General features: G+C 56.0%; 9 protein-coding genes. 3 read left to right on the plus strand and 6 right to left on the minus strand.

The features are described from left to right. Window positions 1–165: 165 nt before the first annotated feature. Window positions 166–4,119, minus strand: a complete 3,954-nt coding sequence (putA, locus tag AQS70_RS22065) for a trifunctional transcriptional regulator/proline dehydrogenase/L-glutamate gamma-semialdehyde dehydrogenase (RefSeq protein WP_055104861.1) — start codon at window positions 4,117–4,119, stop codon at window positions 166–168. Window positions 4,120–4,577: 458 nt separating this feature from the next. Between putA and putP the strand changes: the two genes are divergently transcribed. The 3 genes from putP to AQS70_RS22080 all read left to right on the plus strand — a co-directional run bounded on the left by putP (window position 4,578) and on the right by AQS70_RS22080 (window position 7,562). Next, complete coding sequence (gene putP, locus AQS70_RS22070; RefSeq protein WP_055104862.1) at window positions 4,578–6,065, plus strand: sodium/proline symporter PutP; 1,488 nt, start codon at window positions 4,578–4,580, stop codon at window positions 6,063–6,065. Window positions 6,066–6,293: 228 nt separating this feature from the next. Continuing rightward, the gene (locus AQS70_RS22075; protein WP_055104863.1) at window positions 6,294–6,635 is read left to right on the plus strand and encodes a hypothetical protein; all 342 of its coding nucleotides are present in this window, start codon (window positions 6,294–6,296) and stop codon (window positions 6,633–6,635) included. Between the two features lie 90 nt (window positions 6,636–6,725). Next, on the plus strand, window positions 6,726–7,562 hold the full coding sequence (locus AQS70_RS22080) for a 23S rRNA (adenine(2030)-N(6))-methyltransferase RlmJ (protein WP_055104864.1): 837 nt from the start codon (window positions 6,726–6,728) through the stop codon (window positions 7,560–7,562). Window positions 7,563–7,631: 69 nt separating this feature from the next. On the opposite strand, the gene msrA is transcribed toward AQS70_RS22080, so the two are convergent. From msrA to aceE, 5 genes are all read right to left on the minus strand, one after another. Beyond that, on the minus strand, window positions 7,632–8,279 hold the full coding sequence (msrA, locus tag AQS70_RS22085; RefSeq protein WP_055104865.1) for a peptide-methionine (S)-S-oxide reductase MsrA: 648 nt from the start codon (window positions 8,277–8,279) through the stop codon (window positions 7,632–7,634). A 67-nt stretch (window positions 8,280–8,346) separates the two neighbouring features. Next, the gene (locus AQS70_RS22090) at window positions 8,347–11,040 is read right to left on the minus strand and encodes a putative bifunctional diguanylate cyclase/phosphodiesterase (protein ID WP_055104866.1); all 2,694 of its coding nucleotides are present in this window, start codon (window positions 11,038–11,040) and stop codon (window positions 8,347–8,349) included. A gap of 216 nt (window positions 11,041–11,256) precedes the next feature. Further along, window positions 11,257–12,642, minus strand: coding sequence for an alkaline phosphatase D family protein (locus AQS70_RS22095; RefSeq protein WP_055104867.1), 1,386 nt, complete (start codon window positions 12,640–12,642; stop codon window positions 11,257–11,259). Window positions 12,643–13,001: 359 nt separating this feature from the next. Beyond that, a complete protein-coding gene (gene aceF, locus AQS70_RS22100) occupies window positions 13,002–14,648 on the minus strand; it encodes a dihydrolipoyllysine-residue acetyltransferase (protein ID WP_055104868.1) in 1,647 nt (548 codons plus the stop codon). 11 nt (window positions 14,649–14,659) lie between these two features. Continuing rightward, the gene (gene aceE / locus AQS70_RS22105; RefSeq protein ID WP_055104869.1) at window positions 14,660–17,314 is read right to left on the minus strand and encodes a pyruvate dehydrogenase (acetyl-transferring), homodimeric type; all 2,655 of its coding nucleotides are present in this window, start codon (window positions 17,312–17,314) and stop codon (window positions 14,660–14,662) included. Window positions 17,315–17,529 lie beyond the last annotated feature (215 nt).

A 17,529-nucleotide genomic window follows, 5' to 3' on the forward strand; every position in this document is an offset into this window, starting at 1 on the left:
CAATAGCGCAGTGATGTGTGGGTTGTTTACTTGGCGTTTACTTCGCCGCTCTGAGTGACAGGTCGATTTTTCTAGAGCCACGTGACGGCTTTTTCCGGCCCATAAAAAAACCGAGCACCTTCTCAGGTGCCCGGTTTTTTTTGCCAGCATTCAGCCCATTGGCGATTAACCGATGGTCATCAAGCTCGCGTTACCCCCTGCAGCGGCGGTGTTCACACTCAGTGCGCGCTCAATTACCAGGCGTTCCAGGGCGATGTTGGTTTCGCCTTGGGACAAACCTTGCACGCCAACAATGGCGCCTGCACGCTTGGCCACTTGCTGGCACACCTCGCGCAGTTGGTCGCTGTCGCCGTGGTGCAAGACGGCGTCGAAGATCACGTCGTCTTTGCTCCAATCCGCCACCCGTTTGATGCGCGCCTGCACTTCTTTTGGCAGACGGCTAAACAGGGCTTTGCTCAGATCGCTTTCCGGCATCACTGCTGAGCTGCCCACGGCCAACACCGCCGCCAGTTGGGTGAGCAGATCGCTTTCAGTCTCGGCCAAGCACAGTACGTGCTCGCGAGGCAGAATGGCGTAACTGTTGCGCTCGCCAGTTGGGCCGTTTAGCAGGCGGGTGATACCGCTTTGTGAGTGAGCTGCGAACGCGTTGCACAGCTCAGCCAACGCCGCTTGCTCATTGCTTTGCGCCCATACTTGCAGCGCCTTAAGCGGCTTGCTCAAGCCTTCGCGGGCTTGTGTGTCAGGCGCGCTGATAGCGTCGACTTTGGCGAACGATTGTTCAATCGCATCGCTTGGGCGGGTCGATAACAGACGGAACAGGTACAGCGGACCACCGGCTTTAGGGCCTGTGCCCGACAAGCCTTCGCCGCCGAACGGCTGTACACCGACCACTGCGCCGACGATGTTGCGGTTAACGTAGACGTTACCGGCATTGACGTTGTTGATCACTTTGGCGATGGTTTCGTCGATGCGGGTATGAACGCCCAAGGTCAGGCCATACCCCGAAGCATTGATCTGGGCGATTAACTGGTCGATGTCTTTACGCTTGTAACGCACCACGTGCAGTACCGGGCCAAAGATCTCGCGTTGCAGCTCGTCGAAGCTCTCCAGTTCAATCAGAGTCGGCATCACGAAGGTGCCGCGCTTGGACTCTTCAATATCAGCGATGGCCATTTGGAAGACATTACGGCCTTTGTCGCGCATGCCTTGGATGTGCTTCTCGATCCCAGCCTTAGCTTCGGCATCAATCACCGGGCCGATGTCTACGCTCAGGCGCTCCGGGTTGCCCATGCGCGATTCAGCCATGGCCCCTTTGAGCATTTCGATCACGCGGTCTGCCGAGTCTTCCTGCAAGCACAGTACGCGCAATGCTGAGCAACGCTGACCGGCACTGTCGAATGCCGAGGACACCACGTCGATGACCACTTGTTCGGTCAGGGCCGAGGAGTCGACGATCATGGCGTTCTGGCCACCTGTTTCGGCGATCAGCGGGATTGGGCGCCCTTGAGCATCCAAACGTCCGGCAATGTTGCGTTGCAACAGGCGAGCGACTTCGGTAGAGCCGGTAAACATCACGCCTTTGACCCGATCGTCACCGACCAGACGTGCGCCCACGGTTTCGCCACGGCCTGGTAGCAATTGCAGCACGCCTTCTGGAATACCGGCTTCCAGCAGGATACGTACCGCTTGCGCAGCCACCAGCGGCGTTTGTTCCGCAGGTTTGGCCAGTACCGGGTTACCGGCCGCCAGCGCTGCGGCCACTTGGCCGCTGAAAATCGCCAGCGGGAAGTTCCATGGGCTGATGCACACCACAGGGCCCAATGGGCGGTGGGCGTTGTTGGTCAGGTCGTTGCGCGCCTGCACCGCGTAGTAACGCAAGAAGTCCACTGCTTCGCGAACTTCGGCAATGGCGTTGGCGTAGGTCTTGCCCGCTTCGCGAGCCAGCAAGCCCATCAGCGGCTGGATCTCGGCTTCCATCTGATCAGCGGCGCGTTCCAAGATGGCGGCGCGCTCTGTCGGCGGGGTGGCTTGCCAGATCGGCGCCACGTTCACTGCGCACTGGATCGCATTGTCCGCGTCTTCAACTGTGGCTTCTTGCACATAACCCACCACATCGCGCAGATCCGCCGGGTTCAAAACCGCCGCCGGAACTTGGGTGCTGGAGGCGCAGCCCAGTGTCGGCAAGGCTTTCCAGTCGTTATGAGCGCTCGCTAGGAGTGCACAAGATAACGACGCCAAGCGATGTTCGTTTGCCATGTCGATGCCGCTGGAGTTGGCGCGTTCGCTGCCATACAAGTCGCGTGGCAAGGGGATGCGCGGGTGGGGCAAGCCGAAGCTGCCTTCAGCCGTGGCCATTTGCTCGATCTGGCTGACAGGGTCGGCCACCAATTGGTGAATCGAGATCGTGTGGTCTGCAATGCGGTTAACGAATGAGGTATTGGCGCCGTTTTCTAGCAGGCGACGAACCAAGTAAGCCAGAAGGGTTTCGTGAGTGCCGACAGGTGCGTACACGCGGCACGGACGGTTCAGCTTACCTTCAGAGATCTTGCCCACAACTTGCTCGTATAGGGGTTCACCCATGCCGTGCAGGCACTGGAACTCGTACTGGCCTGGGTAGTAGTTCTGACCGGCAATGTGATAAATGGCCGACAAAGTATGGGCGTTGTGTGTAGCAAACTGCGGGTAGATCGCCTCTGGCACGGCCAGCAGTTTTTTCGCACAAGCAACGTAGGAAACGTCGGTGTATACCTTGCGCGTGTACACCGGATAGCCTTCCAGACCTTCGACTTGGGCGCGTTTGATTTCGCTGTCCCAGTAAGCGCCTTTTACCAAACGGATCATCAAGCGGTGACGGCTGCGGCGTGCCAGATCAATCACGTAGTCGATCACGTATGGGCAACGCTTTTGATACGCCTGGATCACGAAACCAATGCCGTTCCAGCCGCTTAGTTCCGGCTCGAAGCACAGACGTTCGAGCAAATCGAGGGACAGCTCCAGGCGGTCGGCTTCTTCAGCGTCGATGTTGAGGCCGATGTCATATTTCTTGGCCAGCAAGGTCAGCGACAGAAGGCGCGGGTACAACTCATCCATAACGCGCTCGTACTGGGCGCGGCTGTAACGCGGGTGCAGAGCTGACAACTTGATCGAGATGCCTGGACCTTCATAGATTCCACGACCGTTAGAGGCTTTGCCGATCGAGTGAATAGCTTGTTCGTACGACGCGAGGTACTTTTGCGCGTCATGCTCGGTCAGTGCGGCTTCGCCAAGCATGTCGTAGGAATAGCGAAAGCCTTTGGCTTCGAAACGCGTGGCATTGGCCAGCGCTTCGGCGATCGTTTCGCCGGTGACAAACTGCTCGCCCATCAAGCGCATGGCCATGTCGACGCCTTTACGGATCATCGGCTCGCCGCTTTTGCCGATGATGCGGCTCAGGGAGGAGGTCAACCCTGCCTCGTTGTGCGTGGATACCAGTTTGCCGGTCAGCAACAGGCCCCACGTTGCGGCGTTTACGAACAGCGATGGGCTGTTGCCCAAGTGCGGGTGCCAGTTGCCGGTGCTGATCTTGTCGCGTATCAGTGCGTCGCGGGTGCCTTTGTCCGGGATGCGCAGCAGCGCTTCGGCCAGACACATCAATGCCACGCCTTCTTGGGAAGACAAGGAGAACTCTTGCAGCAGGCCTTGCACGATACCGGCGCGGCCACCGGCACTCTTTTGATTGCGCAGTTTTTCAGCAATCGAAGCGGCCAGGGTTTGGGTGGCTTCAGCCATCGGGGCAGGCAGACGGGCTTGCTCCAGCAGCATCGGCACCACTTCAGGCTCCGGGCGACGGTAGGCCGAAGTGATTGCCGCGCGCAGTACCGATTGCGGCAGGATGCTTTCGGCAAACTCCAAGAAGCACTGATGGGTGTGATCGGTGTTTGCGTCGTCAGCGTCATCGCTGGTGCTGCCAGGGATGCCGTTCAACTCGGCCAGGGTTGCACCACCCTCGAGTTTTTCCAGGTAATTAAAGATTGCCTGTTTGATCAGCCAGTGTGGCGTGCGATCAATCGAGGTTGCGGCGGCCTTGAGGCGTTCGCGGGTTGGGTCGTCAAGTTTGACCCCAAGGGTGGTGGTAGCCATATTTTTATCCTCATGGGTGCCACATTTGCGCGGCAGCAGCTGGCGGCAAGATTAGCTCCACACAAAGAGAGGTGCAACCTAGTGCAACCCGTTTTTTTTCGATTGGTCGACGCTTCGTCAGTATTTCTTCAAGCGACTCACAGGAGTGCTCCTCAAAGGTACATTTGTGCAGGTGTTGGGTAGTTTTTGCTCCGAAAAGGAGCAAAAACTACTGTTAGGAAAGAAAACTCGACAAGGTGCAACTGGCAGCACAGAAATTGGTTGCACCTTATTTGCTTTGTTGCATAGCATTCGGCGCTTAGGTGCAACCACCTGAACAACAGGTGGATCGGCTGATACTTTTCCTGGGGAAACGTCAGTCATAAACGCGCGGCCAGGTTTATCGTCTCAAACAGGACGTTTGTGAGCGTACGGCCAGTCCGCCGCTAAACATAAAAACAATGCCAGGGCTTAATCGAATGAGTGTAAGTAACCCAACCTTGATCACGTTCGTGATCTACATCGCGGCAATGGTGCTGATTGGCTTGATGGCCTATCGCTCCACCAATAACCTTTCAGACTATATTCTCGGCGGCCGAAGCCTGGGCAGCGTGGTAACCGCTTTGTCCGCTGGCGCTTCTGATATGAGTGGCTGGTTGTTGATGGGCCTGCCGGGTGCCATTTACATGTCCGGTTTGTCTGAAAGCTGGATTGCCATCGGTCTGGTGGTCGGAGCCTACTTAAACTGGCTGTTTGTGGCAGGTCGCTTGCGGGTGCAGACCGAACACAACGGTGACGCGCTGACTTTGCCTGACTATTTCGCCAGCCGTTTTGAAGACAAAAGCGGACTGCTGCGCATTATTTCGGCGGTTGTGATTTTGGTGTTCTTCACCATCTACTGCGCCTCCGGCATCGTGGCCGGCGCCCGTTTATTTGAAAGTACCTTTGGAATGCCGTACGAGACAGCGCTTTGGGCGGGTGCTGCGGCAACCATCGCTTACACCTTTATCGGCGGTTTTCTGGCCGTGAGCTGGACGGACACCGTTCAGGCCACCCTGATGATTTTTGCGTTGATCCTCACGCCAATTATCGTGCTGCTGGCAACTGGTGGTGTTGACACTACTTTCTTGGCCATTGAGGCCAAAGACCCTTCTAACTTTGACATGCTCAAAGGCACCACCTTCATTGGCATCATCTCGCTGATGGGCTGGGGCCTCGGTTACTTCGGCCAGCCGCATATTCTGGCGCGCTTCATGGCCGCCGATTCGGTGAAGTCGATTGCTAAGGCGCGTCGTATCTCCATGACCTGGATGATCCTGTGCTTGGTCGGTACTGTGGCTGTGGGCTTTTTCGGTATCGCGTACTTTTCAGCGAACCCGGACGTGGCTGGCCCGGTCAACGAGAACCCTGAGCGGGTATTCATCGAACTGGCCAAACTGCTGTTCAACCCATGGATTGCCGGTGTTCTGTTGTCGGCTATCCTGGCGGCGGTCATGAGTACCTTGAGCTGCCAGTTGTTGGTGTGTTCCAGCGCCCTCACCGAAGACTTCTATAAAACTTTCCTACGCAAAAATGCCTCCCAAAAGGAGTTGGTCTGGGTGGGGCGCGCCATGGTGCTACTGGTTGCCTTAATTGCTATCGCACTGGCTGCCAACCCTGAGAACCGTGTGCTGGGTCTTGTGAGCTACGCATGGGCAGGTTTTGGTGCTGCGTTTGGTCCAGTAGTTCTGATCTCGGTACTGTGGAAAGGCATGACTCGTAATGGTGCGCTGGCCGGTATTTTGGTCGGTGCCATCACTGTGATCGTCTGGAAACACTTCAGCCTGCTGGGTCTGTACGAAATCATCCCGGGCTTCATCTTCGCTAGCATCGCCATTGTGGTGGTCAGCGCCTTGGGTCAAGGCCCAAGCAAGAAGATGGTTGAGCGTTTTGAGGCTGCGGAAAAAGACTTCCAATTGCATCACTGAGTGCGCTGAGCGTCGGCTTAAGTATCAAGTGGTAGAAAACGGCCCGTCTCCTTTGGAGGCGGGCCGTTTTCATTGAGGTTTCATTAAAGTCTGAAGAAAAAAGAAAGAAGCTTTGTGCGAAGTATTTGTGTAATGGCAAGGAAGGGTCTGATTATGCTTTTTGCAGCAAAACTCCAACTAGCTTTGTCTTAGCGCTCGCTTTTGAGCGCTATCTCAAGGAGCTTTGCCATGAGCAATAAAGTAATCAGAGGCGGCATTTCACTGAGTGAAATTCCTTTTCAGTTTCAAAGCCAATATGTTTGGACCATTCAGTTGTACGGTGTGCAGGCCAGCGGCAGTCACAAGCAACTCGGGTTCATCAGCGAGCCCACGGAAATTAAAGAGCCATGGAGCTTTACCTTTCACGTTGACGATAACCACGTGACTGGCGACGTCGAAATGTACGGTATTCGTGTTGAAGTTCTGGATGGCGTAGTAGTCGTTGCTGATGCCGTTCATCATTTTCCCGTCGACAGGGAGGGGGACGCTCCCACCCTTCAGCAACTGATATTACGGCCCCAGTACATATAAGTAAGACACGAGGAGGGTGTGTGAAGAGGCATACCCACCTGACGTTAATCGCTGCACAGGGTAAACTTCGCCCCCTGCGCAGGAGCAACCATGAACTATCGTCACGCCTTCCACGCCGGTAACCACGCCGACGTTCTTAAACATATCGTCTTGACCCGTCTCATCGCGTTGATGTCGCGTAAAGAGCAGCCTTTTGCTTACCTCGACACCCACGCCGGATTGGGTTTGTACGACCTTCAGGGCGATCAGGCCTCTCGCACGGGCGAATACCTGGAAGGCGTCGCACGCTTGTGGGGGCGAAAAGACCTGCCAGCGATGACGGCGGATTACATGCAAGTGCTGCACAAGATGAACCCTGAGGGTGAGTTGCGTTACTACCCCGGTTCGCCTGAGCTAGCGCGGCGTCCAGCCCGCTCACAAGACCGCGTCTTGCTGAACGAAAAACACCCTGAAGACGGCGTGATGCTCAAGGCCAACATGAAGGGCGACCGTCGAGTTGCTGTGCACTTGGGCGAAGGTTGGCACGTACCGCGTGCGCTGCTGCCAGTGGCGGAAAAACGTGCCGTGATGCTGATCGACCCACCGTTTGAAAAACTCGACGAAATGCAGCGTTGCGTGGAGTCGTTGAAAGACGCCATCAGCCGTATGCGTCAGACCGTTGTTGCGATTTGGTACCCGATCAAGGACAAACGCCAACTGCGTCGTTTCTATCAGGATCTGGCCGCCTCAGGCGCACCGAAGTTGTTGCAGGTCGAGTTGTTTGTGCATCCGCTGGACACGCCCAACAGCCTGAACGGCTCGGGTCTGGCAATTGCCAATCCGCCTTGGGGGCTGGAAGAAGAGCTGCGTGAACTGCTGCCGTGGTTGGCCAAAACCTTGGGGCAAACCCAGGGTGGTTGGCAGATGGAATGGATAATCGCTGAGTAGCAGCGCTAAACACTCGCGTAGGAGCTGCCGCAGCCTGCGGCAGCTCCTACGTGAGTGCTTAGCATCAGGTCAAATCGGGCAGGTCACGCCTGTACCGCCAATGCCGCAGTAGCCTTGCGGGTTTTTCGCTAGGTATTGCTGGTGGTACGCCTCGGCGAAGTACACCGTCGGGGCTTGGTCGATTTCAGTGGTGATGGTGTCCAAACCTGCCTTGGTCAATTCAGCCTGGTAGGCGGCCTTGCTGGCTTGGGCTGCGTCTAGTTGTTCTGGCGTGGTGCAGTAGATCACCGAGCGGTACTGGGTGCCGATGTCGTTGCCTTGGCGCATGCCTTGGGTCGGGTTGTGCAGTTCCCAAAACATCTTCAGCAAGTCTTCGTATTTCACCTTTGCCTGATCGTAAACCACCAGCACCACTTCAGTGTGGGCTGTCAGGCCCGAGCACACTTCTTCATAGGTTGGGTTGGGGGTGTGACCGCCCGCGTAACCTACGACAGTGCTCACCACGCCATCACGCTGCCAGAACTTGCGTTCTGCGCCCCAGAAGCAACCTAAACCAAAGATCGCAAAACCTACATCGTCCATAAACGGTCCCAGCAGCGGGTTGCCGTTGACGAAATGAGTCTCTGGCAGCGCCATCGGTGTTTCGCGCCCCGGTAGGGCTTGATCTTGAGTCGGTAGCACGTTTTTGTTCACCAGGATTTCCGAGCGTAAGACCATTTTTCAAGTCCTCTCAGTCAGATTGTAGGAAGTTAGACAGCCAGTGTGCCCGAGTGTTACGCCGCTGTCAGGTCAGTGGTCCGCGCGGGTAGCGTTTAAGTCTGTGTTGCAGTTCGGCGCCGGGGATCGGGCGATCGAAGAGGTAGCCTTGGCCGACGTCGCAGCCATGGCGGCGCAAAAAAGCCAGTTGGGCTGAGGTTTCGATGCCTTCGGCCACAACTTTTAGCTTGAGGTTATGAGCCATGGCAATCACGGCGGACGTAATCTCCATGTCGTTTTGGTTATCGGGGATGTCTTTGATAAAGCTGCGGTCGATTTTAATGATGTCGATCGGGAATTTTTTTAGGTAGCTGAGCGAGGAGTAACCGGTGCCGAAATCGTCCATGGCTAAGGTCAGGCCAAGTTCTTTGAGCTGACCCAGTTGCAGGCGGGTATCGTCGGTAGCCTCTAACAGCAGCCCTTCAGTTAGCTCAAGTTCCAGCAAGGCCGGGGGCAGTTGTTCTTCTTTGAGGATGCTGGCTATGGAAGCCACTAACTCGGGGTCGGCAAACTGCTTGGGCGATAGGTTAATGGCTACCTGCAATTGGCCAAACCCCGCCGCGCTGAGCTGCTTGCTCATACGACAGGCTTGGCGCGCGACCCATTTACCAATCGGGATGATTAAGCCGGTCTCTTCCGCAACACTGATGAATTGGTCGGGCCGGATCATGCCTTTTTCCGGGTGGTCCCAGCGCAACAAGGCTTCCATGCCCAGCAGTCGACCCGTGCGTAAACACAGCTTGGGTTGGTAAAACACATCCAGTTCGTTTTGCGTCAGGGCTCGGCGCAGGTTGTTTTCGACAAAAAGTTTGTAGCTGGCCTCGGCATTCAAGGTTTCGGTGAACACCTGCACCTGATGCTTGCCGTTGGCTTTGGCCTTGTGCAGCGCCAAGCCTGCGTTACGCATTAGCGTTTGCGGATCGAGCCCGTGTAAGGGCGCGCAGGCAACGCCGACAGAGGCGGTGACGTTAATCAACTGGTTGTCGACGAACATCGGCTTGTCGAGGGTCATCAGCAACTGGCGGGCGGTTTGCTGGCCGACTTCAAGGTTGGTGTTATCCAACAGTACGGCGAACTCGTTACTGGCGAAGCGGGCTAGATTGTCTTCAGGGCTCAAACTGTTGCGCAGTCGGCGGGCCAAGCTGATCAAGAGCTTGTCGCCGGTCTGATGGCCGAGGCTGTCATTGATCCGCTTGAAGTTGTCGATGTCCACCAACAGCAGGCACACCTGGGTTGTGCTGTCGCGAACAAAACGCTCGTCAAGGTTGCGAATGAATGCTGGCCGATTGCCAAGGTTGGTCAGGTTGTCGGTAAACGCTAGGCGTTCGATCTGTTGCTGAGTCAGTTTGGCTTCGGTGATGTCTTCGTAGATACCGATGTAATGCGTCAGTTCGCGATTTTCGCCATACACCTTGGAGATCGACATCTGGCCCCAGTAGGGCTCTAGGTTTTTACGTCGGCTTTTGAATTCACCTTGCCAGCTATTGCCTTTGCTCAAGCTTGAGTGAGCATCGAACAGCAAATCGCTGAGGTTCTCCAGTGCTAAGAGTTCAGACAGTTTGTGGCCTTGAACTTCATCGGAGGTGTATTGGGTGATGGCGGTAAAGCTTGGGTTGACGTACTCGACAACGCCGTCGCAATTCACCAGCAAAAAGGCGTTGGCGCTTTGCTCGACGGCACGTTGGAACAGGTGCAGGGCGTTAGTGGCAGCGCGTCGATTGTGGTTGTTGATAACTTGAGCGAACTGATCAGCCAGCTCGCCTGCAAAGGCGATTTCATCTGCTTGCCAGAGGCGTGTTTTGCCGTTTTGCTCAAGGCATAAAACACCAACTACCTGGCCGTCAACGCGGATGCTGGCATCGAGCATGGCCTTGAGATCGTAGGGCGGCAGGCAGGCCGCCAGTGCGCGGGTGCGCGGGTCGCGGTTGGCATTTTGCGCGTCAATGGAGCGACTGGTGTGCAAGGCTTCGAGGTAGTCTGGGAAAAGACTAACGTCGATAACGTCTTGCACAACATACGCTTGGCTCTCGCGTTGATAGGCCGATATCGGCAGCAATTGATTGCCGTCCAGGCTCCACAAACTAGCAGCGTCAATTTGGTAGATGTCACAGGCGCTACGAGTAATCAGCTCGGCCGCTTCTTGCAGCGAGTTGTGCTGACTGTAGCGATGGCAGGCCAAGCGTAGAATCAAGTCTTGTTGGGCGCGCACACGCTCAAGCTGTTGCAGCTGTTCTTGCTGGGCGCGCTGGTTCAGCTCTAAGGCGATGTGTAGCCGATTGTGCTGGGTTTCGAGCTCGGCAACTGGCACCAGCGGGGCTGTTCTGGCCAGGCCTTCAAGCACTAACAAGTAGCCGCGCAACAGCTGGCGGTTGTGTTGCTTGTAGGGCTCGCCTACTTCCATCAGATTCAGCGGCCCCTGGGTCGTGTGCAAGGTGTAATGCACCACGTAATGGGGGGTGGCTCGCAGTTGCAGCTCAATCGCGTCGTGCAATTGGTAGCGCGCTTTGGGCTCCATCAGGCTGGCGTAGGGCGACCCCACTAACGCGCACAGTTCAGTAGCCGGTGAGCCGAAATAGCGTTCGCAGTTTGGGTCTAGGTAGAGCAAGGCCCAACTGGCTTCATTAAGCCGCTCGAAACGCAGCATTCCGAGCCGCGAGGGCACGGGTAACTGCGTCACGACCTCGGCTGCCGTACGCAGGGCAGCATCGGATTGGCTTTTCATTGGGACACTCGCTTCACAAATGCGGATGACGTTAGGGCTTAAGCTCTGTTCCTGCGGTCTGCGGCAAGGGTGCATCATGCATGCTGCGCTGACAAGTGAGCATGTCTGTCTTATCACGTTTGAAGGTGAGTGCTCGGGTCTTTGCGGCCTGTATCTGCGCTTGGTTTGACGGCGTTGAAAACAGGTTGGTGCTTAAAAGTCTCAGGTGTATGACTGTTATTTCAGTTCAATGGTGACGGACTTGAGCACCTGAGCGCTCGGGCTGTGAAAATCGACTTTTAATTGCTGCCCTTCCAGCGTCAGACAGGCGAAGTTGTTTTCACTGACCATAGGACCGGTGAGCGTGGGTAAGTAAGCACCTGTTGTATTACTGGCCAGAGGTGCATCCAGCACTAAATTATTGGCTTTCGCATAAGGCAACACTAAGGCATTGCACAGGGGCGAGGACACAATGCAGTGCGTCGTGAAGTCGGGGTCTTGGCTGTGTTTTAACTCGCACGCGAGCGAGCCGTGTATATCTCCGCAGATAAAAATGACGTTCTTGATGGCGTTTGAGCGGATAGCTTCCAAGAGGCGATGACGTTGCTCTGCAAAGCCTTTCCAGCCGTCCTCGCCATGGCTGTCTTGATCGGGCATGAACAAGACGCTGCTGACGATGAATTTCACTTTCGCGGTGCTGCTGACTAACCATTTGTAAAGCGCTTGCTCTTGCGCAACACCGATCATCGCTCTGCCACTACGCGTTAAAACGCGCTCGGTGCGACAGTCCATCACAAACCAGTCGGTGTCACCGTCAGCGAAGGTGTACCAGTACTTTTTTATGTCTCGGTTGATACGTCCATTCGCGAGCAGCCCTAGGGCAGGGCTATTGCTGGATTGGAAGGTTTCGTAAGCTTGTATCGCATTGCGATAGAGCTCGTCGTCATCGTGGTCGCGTTTGGACGGCCAGTTATCTTCGATTTCATGATCGTCGAGAATCATGTAGGTCGGCGTGCTGGACATCAGTTGGCGTATGTAAGGCTGTGTGAACGCTGCTTGGTATCTGAGTGAGATGTCAGCGTACTCGCGGTCTGGCCATGCAATGTTCAAGTCATCGACGTACACCTGATCTCCGATCATTAGCACGCCATCAAGGGGTTCGTGGGTAGACAGGGATTGGATAGCATTGAAAATTTTGTCACCCACAGCTGGCATTACTGGGGTTTTGTTACGGAACAAGAGGTAACGGCATGAGCCCACGATGTACCGATGCACGCGGTCACGCTTGGGTGATGCGGATTTAAACCGATAAAGAGTCGAGGGCCATTTAAACTCAATTTTCGCGGCCATCTCGACCGTGTGATCAAGGGGCGCTGTGAACCAGCCTGCCTGATATTCGTACTGGGTGTCTGGGCTCAAGCCGCTCAGAACCAAGGTGTCGGACATGTCGTAAGCCTCGCTGAGCCTTGAGTACAGGCCAGCAGACCATGACTGTGTGCCTGCCTTACGGTGACGAATAGCGGCGAAAACACCGACTTGGTTTTTGTGATCTCCCCGCAAGAAAATACGGGTGTGTTCAGGCGTGGTGTAGCCCACGATGGGGCCAACAGTGGGTTCATTCACATCGAAATCCTTGCTGATGTTTGGCGACTAATGTCGCGGCGTTGATGTCCATTTGTTAACCGTAGTGGTGCTCGAAAGGATCATCTCTTCCAAAAATCAGCAGGTGTTGTAGTGCCATGCGGTTGTGCAATGCCGGATTTTTCCAATCGCAAAATAAACAACCCTCAACACGCCTAACCCGCGTAGGAGCTGCCGCAGGCTGCGATCTATTGATCTTTACAAGCACAAGAACGGGTTGGGTTGAGGGCGGAATTTCAGGCAAAAAAAGCCCCGCCTGATGGGCGGGGTTGAGGTACGAGCGTGGCGCTCGGAAAACAGTGCGCAGCCCCGGCCTTCGGTGAGGAAGGCCGGGGCGGGGCTTACAGCAAGATAGTGCGGATGTCGCCCAGCAGCTGGCTCAGGCGCTGAGTGAAGCGTGCCGCAGCGGCGCCGTTGATCACGCGGTGATCGTAGGACAGCGACAGTGGCAGCATCAGTTTCGGCTGGAAGGCTTTACCGTCCCAGACTGGCTGAATGGTTGCCTTGGAAACGCCGAGGATCGCCACTTCCGGTGCGTTGACGATCGGCGTGAAGCCGGTGCCGCCAATGTGACCGAGGCTGGAAATGGTGAAGCAAGCGCCCTGCATGTCGTCAGCGGTAAGCTTCTTGTCACGGGCTTTGGCAGCCAGTGCAGCCGCTTCCGCTGCCAGTTGCAACAGGCTCTTCTGATCAACGTTCTTGATCACAGGCACCAGCAAGCCGTCCGGGGTATCTACGGCGAAGCCGATGTGGACGTATTTCTTGCGGATGATCGCTTTGCCGCTTGGCGCCAGCGAACTGTTGAAGTCTGGCATTTCCTTGAGCAGGTGAGCGCAGGACTTGAGCAGCAGAGGCAGTACGGTCAGTTTCACACCGGCTTTTTCTGCAACGGCTTTTTGTGCCACGCGGAAAGCTTCCAGCTCGGTGATGTCAGCCTGATCGAACTGAGTCACGTGCGGGATGTTTAGCCAGCTGCGATGCAGGCTCGACGCGCCGATTTGCATCAGGCGGGTCATCGCCACTTCTTCTACTTCACCAAAACGGCTGAAGTCGCCAGTCGGGATCGGCGGAATGCCAGCGCCACCGGTTGCGCCAGCGGCTGGAGCTTCCTTGGCCTTCTGCAGAGCCGTTTTAACGTAAGCCTGCACGTCTTCTTTTAGGACGCGACCGTGTGGGCCACTTGGGCTCACCGCGCTCAGCTCAACGCCGAACTCACGGGCCAGTTGACGCACGGCAGGGCCAGCGTGAACTTTGGCACCGCTAGGTGCTGGTGCGCCAGCCGGTGCCGGTGCCGGAGCAGGTGCTGCATCAGCTTTGGCGGCTGGCGCAGGTGCAGCGGCGGGAGCTTGTGCTTTTTCAGCAGGCGCTGGCGCAGCTTGAGCCGGTGCCGCAGGCGCAGCAGCGCCCGCCACTTTCAGCTTAAGGATGAAGTCGCCAGTGCCTACTTCGTCGTCCAGCTTGACCGAAACGCTTTCCACCACACCGGCGGCTGGCGATGGGATTTCCATGCTGGCCTTGTCGGATTCAAGGGTGATCAACGATTGATCAGCCTCAACGGTGTCGCCTGCCTTGACCAACACTTCGATGATTTTGGCTTTACCCGACGAGCCGATGTCCGGGACATGAATGTCCTGAACAGACGAGCTTGCAGGCTCTGCAGCCGGGGCCGCAGGGGCTTCGGCTGCAGGGGTGTCAGCTGGCTTTTCAGCCGCGGCAGGCGCTGGCGCTTCAGCTTTAGGGGCCTGGGCAGCGTCACCTTCGACTTCCAGCTCAAGCAGTTCGTCGCCTTCTTTCAAGCGGTCGCCCAGCTTTACTTTTAGGCTTTTCACGACGCCGGCTTTAGGCGCAGGAATTTCCATGCTCGCCTTGTCAGATTCCAGAGTCAGAATGCTCTGATCGGCCTCGACACGGTCGCCCACTTTTACAAACAGTTCGATGACTTCGCCGTCACCGCTGCCGATGTCAGGTACTCGAATGAGTTCGCTCACAAAAATTATCCTCAGCAGTCCAGTGGGTTGCGTTTGTCCGGGTTGATGCCGAACTTGACGATAGCGTCTGCTACCACCTTAGGTTCGATCTCACCACGGTCAGCCAGCGCTTCTAGGGCTGCCAACACCACGAAGTGACGGTCTACTTCAAAGAAGTGACGCAGTTTTTTACGGCTGTCGCTGCGGCCGAAACCGTCAGTGCCCAGCACTTTGAATTCCTTAACCGGTACCCACTGACGAATCTGCTCAGCAAACAGCTTCATGTAGTCAGTAGAAGCAATGACCGGACCTTTACGGCCAGTCAGGCACTCTTCAACGAAGGTAAGCTGTGGCTTCTGGCCAGGGTGCAGACGGTTGTGACGTTCAACGGCCAGGCCGTCGCGACGCAGTTCGTTGAAGCTGGTTACGCTCCAGACGTCAGCGCCGACGTTGAACTCTTCACGCAGGATTTTCGCCGCTTCACGCACTTCACGCAGGATGGTGCCGGAGCCCATCAGTTGCACGTGGTGCGCTGCTTCTTTGGTGTCTTCTTCTAGCAGGTACATCCCTTTGACGATGCCTTCTTCGACACCGGCTGGCATGGCTGGCTGCTGGTACGACTCGTTCATCACGGTGATGTAGTAGAAGACGTCCTGTTGCTCTTCGGTCATCTTCTTCATGCCGTCCTGAATGATCACCGCCAGCTCATAGCCGTAGGTTGGATCGTAGGTGCGGCAGTTAGGGATGGTGGCCGCCAGGATGTGGCTGTGACCATCTTCGTGTTGCAGGCCTTCACCGTTGAGCGTCGTACGCCCGGCGGTGCCGCCGATCAGGAAGCCACGGGTGCGGCTGTCGCCTGCGGCCCATGCCAAGTCACCAATACGCTGGAAGCCAAACATCGAGTAGAAGATGTAGAACGGCAGCATTGGCTGGTTGTGGTTCGAGTACGAAGTACCGGCTGCGATGAAGGAGCTCATGGCGCCTGCTTCGTTGATGCCCTCTTCGAGGATCTGACCTTTTTTGTCTTCCTTGTAGAACATCACTTGGTCTTTATCGACTGGCTCGTAGAGCTGGCCAACAGACGAGTAGATGCCTAACTGACGGAACATACCTTCCATACCGAAGGTACGGGCTTCGTCCGGGATGATCGGAACGATACGCTGACCGATGTCTTTGTCTTTCACCAGCTGTGCCAGGATGCGCACAAACGCCATGGTGGTGGAAATTTCACGATCACCAGAACCGTCAAGGATGGCCTTGAGGGTGTCCAGTGGCGGGGTCGGAATGCTCATGCTCTTAGCGCGACGCTGAGGCACGAAACCGCCCAATGCAGTGCGACGCTCGCTCAAGTAGCGGGCTTCGGCGCTGCCTTCTTCTGGTTTGAAGAACGGCAGGTTTTCCAGTTCGTCGTCTTTGACCGGGATATCGAAACGATCGCGGAACAACTTTAGGCTGTCGACATCGACTTTCTTGGTGTTGTGCGCAGTGTTTTTCGCTTCGCCAGCGCCAGTGCCATAACCTTTGATGGTTTTGGCCAGAATAACGGTTGGCTGGTTTTTGTGGTTGACCGCTTCGTGGTACGCCGCGTAGACCTTGTACGGGTCGTGGCCACCACGGTTGAGTTTCCAGATCTCGTCGTCGGACAGATCTTCAACCATCGCCTTGAGTTCTGGCGTGTTGAAGAAGTGTTCACGCACGAACGCGCCGTCTTTGGCTTTGTAGTTCTGGTACTCGCCGTCGATCACTTCGTCCATACGGCGTTGCAGGATGCCGTCGACGTCTTTGGCCAGCAGTGGGTCCCAGAAACGGCCCCAGATGACTTTGGTGACGTTCCACTGAGCACCGCGGAACACGCCTTCAAGTTCCTGGATGATCTTGCCGTTACCGCGAACCGGGCCGTCGAGGCGCTGCAGGTTGCAGTTGATAACGAAAATCAGGTTGTCGAGGTTTTCGCGGCCAGCCAAGGAGATGGCGCCCAGAGATTCTGGCTCGTCACACTCGCCGTCGCCCAGGAAACACCAGACTTTTTGCTTACCTGCCGGGATGTAACCGCGCGATTCCAGGTACTTCATGAAGCGTGCTTGGTAGATCGCCTGGATCGGGCCAAGGCCCATGGATACCGTCGGGAACTGCCAGAAATCAGGCATCAGCCAAGGGTGCGGGTAGGACGAAAGGCCCTGGCCGTCGACTTCTTGGCGGAAGTTGTTCATTTGTTCTTCGGTGATGCGACCTTCCATGAACGCACGGGCGTAAACGCCTGGCGAGGTGTGACCTTGGAAGTAGATCAGGTCGCCGCCGTGTTCTTCGGTCGGGGCTTGGAAGAAGTAGTTGAAGCCGATGTCGTACAACGTTGCGCTGGAAGCGAAGCTGGAGATATGACCGCCCAGGTCAGAATCTTTCAAGTTCGTGCGCATAACCATAGCCATGGCGTTCCAGCGTACCAACGAGCGAATGCGGCGTTCCATGAACAGGTCGCCAGGCATGCGTGCTTCGTGGGTAACGGGAATCGTGTTGCGGTATGGAGTCGTGATGGCGTACGGGAGTTGCGAACCGGTGCGAGTAGCGAGCTCACCCATACGGGTCATCAGATAGTGAGCACGGTCTTCGCCTTCTTTGTCGAGAACCGATTCCAGGGCGTCCAGCCATTCCTGGGTTTCGACGGGATCGTGTGTAGTTTTACTACAAATCGCTGCTCATTTCAGCCTTTCAAGTGTTTGACTCAGTAGTAAAACTACAGGGAAACCTTCTGTGGTCATCTGTTGGGTTGTGCGATAAATCGTTATTGTTGGTGCTTGTATCTGTCAATCACATTTTTTGCGCTATTTTTTGCTAATTAAATGTTTTTTTGAGCTATTAATAATCTTTGTTCGACAGTTGGGTTTAACCGCTGTTTCTTCCTGTC

The organism is Pseudomonas endophytica (assembly GCF_001411475.1).
In the GTDB taxonomy this organism is placed as follows: domain Bacteria; phylum Pseudomonadota; class Gammaproteobacteria; order Pseudomonadales; family Pseudomonadaceae; genus Aquipseudomonas; species Aquipseudomonas endophytica.